This is a genomic window from Mesorhizobium sp. M7A.F.Ca.AU.001.01.1.1, assembly GCF_004022735.1.
Taxonomy (GTDB): Bacteria; Pseudomonadota; Alphaproteobacteria; order Rhizobiales; family Rhizobiaceae; genus Mesorhizobium; species Mesorhizobium ciceri.
In genome coordinates, this window is the sequence record NZ_RZPF01000711.1 from 1 (window position 1) to 3359 (window position 3359).

At 62.6% G+C, this 3359-nt stretch carries 3 protein-coding genes and 1 pseudogene; 2 read left to right on the forward strand and 2 right to left on the reverse strand.

Going from position 1 to position 3359, the window contains the following annotated elements; genetic code table 11:
• Positions 1–576, forward strand: a 576-nt coding sequence (locus EN884_RS30335) for a citryl-CoA lyase (RefSeq protein WP_128360925.1), incomplete at its 5' end; no start/stop codon positions are given.
• Between the two features lie 4 nt (positions 577–580).
• On the opposite strand, the gene EN884_RS30340 is transcribed toward EN884_RS30335, so the two are convergent.
• Both EN884_RS30340 and EN884_RS30345 read right to left on the reverse strand, forming a co-directional pair.
• On the reverse strand, positions 581–1051 hold the full coding sequence (locus EN884_RS30340; RefSeq protein WP_013529616.1) for an NUDIX hydrolase: 471 nt from the start codon (positions 1049–1051) through the stop codon (positions 581–583).
• 126 nt (positions 1052–1177) lie between these two features.
• A complete protein-coding gene (locus EN884_RS30345; RefSeq protein WP_013529617.1) occupies positions 1178–1486 on the reverse strand; it encodes a hypothetical protein in 309 nt (102 codons plus the stop codon).
• A 635-nt stretch (positions 1487–2121) separates the two neighbouring features.
• On the opposite strand from EN884_RS30345, the pseudogene EN884_RS40205 reads away from it, so the two are divergent.
• Positions 2122–3359 (forward strand): annotated as a pseudogene (locus EN884_RS40205) (autotransporter outer membrane beta-barrel domain-containing protein); the annotation flags it as partial.

Below are 3359 nucleotides of genomic sequence, written 5' to 3' on the forward strand. Positions count from 1 at the left end.
GGCGTCGGTATCAACAGCGCCATGGCCTCGGCCATCAACGTTCTCGGCGACGTGCATGGAGGCGCCGGCGAGCAGGCGCTTTCCTTTTATGGTGACATTGCCGTGGCGATTGATGCCGGGATGACGCTGAATGAGGCGGTCTCGGCGCGGCTCGACCGGTTCTTCGCCGAGGAGAAGGGCTATGTGCCGGGGCTCGGACATCGCTTCCATCCCGTCGACCCGCGCGCGCCGCGCTTGCTGGAACTGACCCGCGAATTTGCCGCACGCGGTGCCGTCAATGGGCGTTTCGCCGATATCGCCGAAGCGGTCGAGGCGGATGTCGAACGCCGCAAGGGGAAAAAAATACCCCTCAACATCGATGGCGCCACCGCCGTCATCTATGGCGAACTCGGTTTTCCGCCGCCGCTGACGCGAGGGCTTTTCGTGCTGTCGCGCTCGGTCGGCATCCTGGCGCATGCCTGGGAGCAGTCGCAGCAGGCCGAGCGAAACAAGGGGCCGCTGCCGCGCGAGTGGCTGTGGGCCTATACCGGCACGCCGGTGCGGCCGTTTCCCGAAAGCGATGACCCCGGCGAGTGAGGCTCTACGCCTGGTCCACCTGCACAGGGATCTTCAGCGTCTTCACCAACGTTGAAAGATCCGGCTCGTCGATGAGCATGGCCGCATCGGCTGGCGCCAGCCAGGCCCGCTGGCGTCGTTTGGCTTCCTGCCAGTCGGCCAGTTCCTCGCTCACCTCGAGCAGGTAGACGATGACGTCGACGCGGACAAAGCGATTTGCCAGCCGCTTCCAGTAGGAATAGGTGCCCGCCGGCTGCTTCAGCGTCTTGCCGAGCACGCCGGCTTCCTCCTGCGCCTCGATGGTGGCCGCCTTGCGTCCGCTCTTGCCCTTCATCGGCCAGCCCTTGGGGACGATGAAGCGCCTGGTGGTACGCGACGTGACCAGCATCACCTCGATATCGCCACGCGCGGTCAGCCGGAAGGGAATAGCCGCCACCTGGCGGATTCTCTCGCCCTTCTTTGCCTTGCGTACGGCCTTTTTCTTGGTGGCTGCCATTCGTCAATCCAGTCGATGCAATGCCGCATAGCGCGACAAGGCGTCGTTGCAAAACCAAAACTTTCGCATGTGCCAACGACACTCGAAATACATAAGTCGGCTAAATAAACGAAAAAGGCCTTGATGTCAGCGGCAATTGCTCACGGCGGTGGTGCCGATTATCTGTGTCTGGCAGCTTGGCTTGAGCTGCTGCACGACCGGTGGCGGTTGCTGAAAGATCTGGCGGTCCTGGGCGCGATTCTGCTGCTGTTGCTGTTGATATTGCTGCCGCTGTATCCTGTTTTGCAGGATTTGCAGGTCGTTCTGCCGGATCAGCGCATTGTTGCCGGTAGCGGGATTGAGCGCTTGCGCGGAAGCCGGCAGGCAAACGCCCGCCAGCACTGCCGTGGCCAGCATTGCCACTGTGAAGATCGTTGATGGCCGAAGTGCCGACATCCGTTCATTCCCGCGCAAAAACTCTGTCCTTTGATATAGGGCGTTTGCGCGTCGATGCCATGGCCAGCGGGTCGAGTATCACGAAATCGGGCGGTCCAATCGCTTTGTTCTGCGATTTCGGCCGCGAAACGGCAGATAGTCATCATATGATGACTATGAAACGTCGGTGGCTTTGGTCAGTGTTCCCCACGTAAATTTTTGGTTTCATCCGGCATAAGTTAATGTATTCTAATTGAGTCAGAGCTCCGCAAGTGGGAATACGGATGCCCTGTTTTAATGCATTGAACCTTATTGCACAGTGCCGGCATCCTTATTGCAATTGCATGAGCAGAGCATAGCGGTGGCGTCGGACTCAAGCAGGCATTGAGGCGCGCCCCCGTAAAATGGGGGGTAAGTGCATGGCTTTGTTCACAGAGCGCGTTGCCGTATTGTCGTGCGCATCGGCCGACGACGGTTCAGCCAGGGCATGTTCTGAGGAAGTTCTTCGTGATGCCGCGGCGACTCAGAAGGGTTTGCCCGGCCGGCCGAATCAATGTCTCGCCACTCTGCCCAAACGGATAGCTCGATTGCTTTGCGCTACGGCACTGGTGGGGCTGGTCTTTCCTTACGCTCAATCTCCGGCCCATGCGCAGCAATTGTCCATCAATACGGATGGTGCACCGGGCGACAATGGTGATGACGGAATCGGTACTGCTGACGCCGGAGATGGCCATTCGCCGGTGGCGCCGGCTACGGGAACGAATAGTGTCGGCCGCACGACCTCCGGGGAGGCCGCTTTCGTTGGCAGCGCCCGGGGTGGGCGCGGCGGCGATGGCGGCTCGGCTGTCCATGCAACAGCCGTCCCGCCTTTTGTGGAGATCAAGGGTGGTAAAGGCGGCGATGGCGCCAAGGGCGGAACCGTCGATATAACAAACAACGCATCTGGCGCCCTCGAAACATCGGGGGACAATGCTCCCGGCATATCGGGCGACGCCAGCGGTGGGGATGGTGGTAACGGCGCATGGGCATTCGCCATCGCGGTAGGCGGTAAGGGCGGCGTCGGCGGGCGGGGTGGCGATGGCGGCACGGCGACCGTGACCACTACGATCGAAAGCAATATCATCACGCACGGGGTCAATTCGAACGGCATCACCGTCAATTCCAGCGGAGGGCGCGGCGGCAATGGCGGCTTGGGCGCTGCGATCGGTGCCGGCAAGGGTGGCAATGGCGGCAATGGCGGTTTCGGCGGTGACGCGAAAGGCGATAATGCCGGCTCCATTTCCACGGACGGGGCTTTCTCGAAGGGTATGCTTGTGCGGTCGGCGGGCGGCGTTGCCGGTGATGGTGCAAGTGGTTTCGGTATCGTGGGTAACGGCGGCAATGGGGGCGTGCCGACAATCGGCGGCAATGCCGAGGGGATAAATTCCGGGACCATCACAACTCGGGGAGATTTTGCCAGCGGCATGGTCGTGCAGTCGGTGGGCGGTGGCGGCGGCGACGGCGGTGGCGGTCTAGGTCTGTTCGGCGGTGGCGGCGCGGGTACGGATGGCAATGACGGCCGGGCAGCCACGGGGACCAACACCGGCAACATCACCACCAGTGGCCTGGGCGCCATCGGCATGCTGGTCGAGTCGGTGGGCGGCGGCGGCGGCGATGGCGGCGGCGCCATCGGTCTCGTGTCGATCGGTGGCAAGGCAAGCGGTGGCGGCCAGGGCGATACGGCGACCGGCAATATTGGCGGCGTCATCAAGACCGGCGTCGATGGAAACGGCGGCGACGGCGCGCATGGCATTCTGATCCAGTCGGTCGGCGGTGGCGGCGGCAATGGCGGCTACGCCATCGGCGTAGCGCCTGCAATTTCGGTCGCCATCGGCGGGGGCGGCGGGCCTGGCGG

What these genes read in the sequence shown, in the direction of transcription:
- EN884_RS30340 (WP_013529616.1), bottom strand. Translation starts at nt 1,051, where the DNA reads ATGGCAGCCACCAAGAAAAAGGCCGTACGCAAGGCAAAGAAGGGCGAG.
- EN884_RS30345 (WP_013529617.1), bottom strand. Translation starts at nt 1,486, where the DNA reads ATGTCGGCACTTCGGCCATCAACGATCTTCACAGTGGCAATGCTGGCC.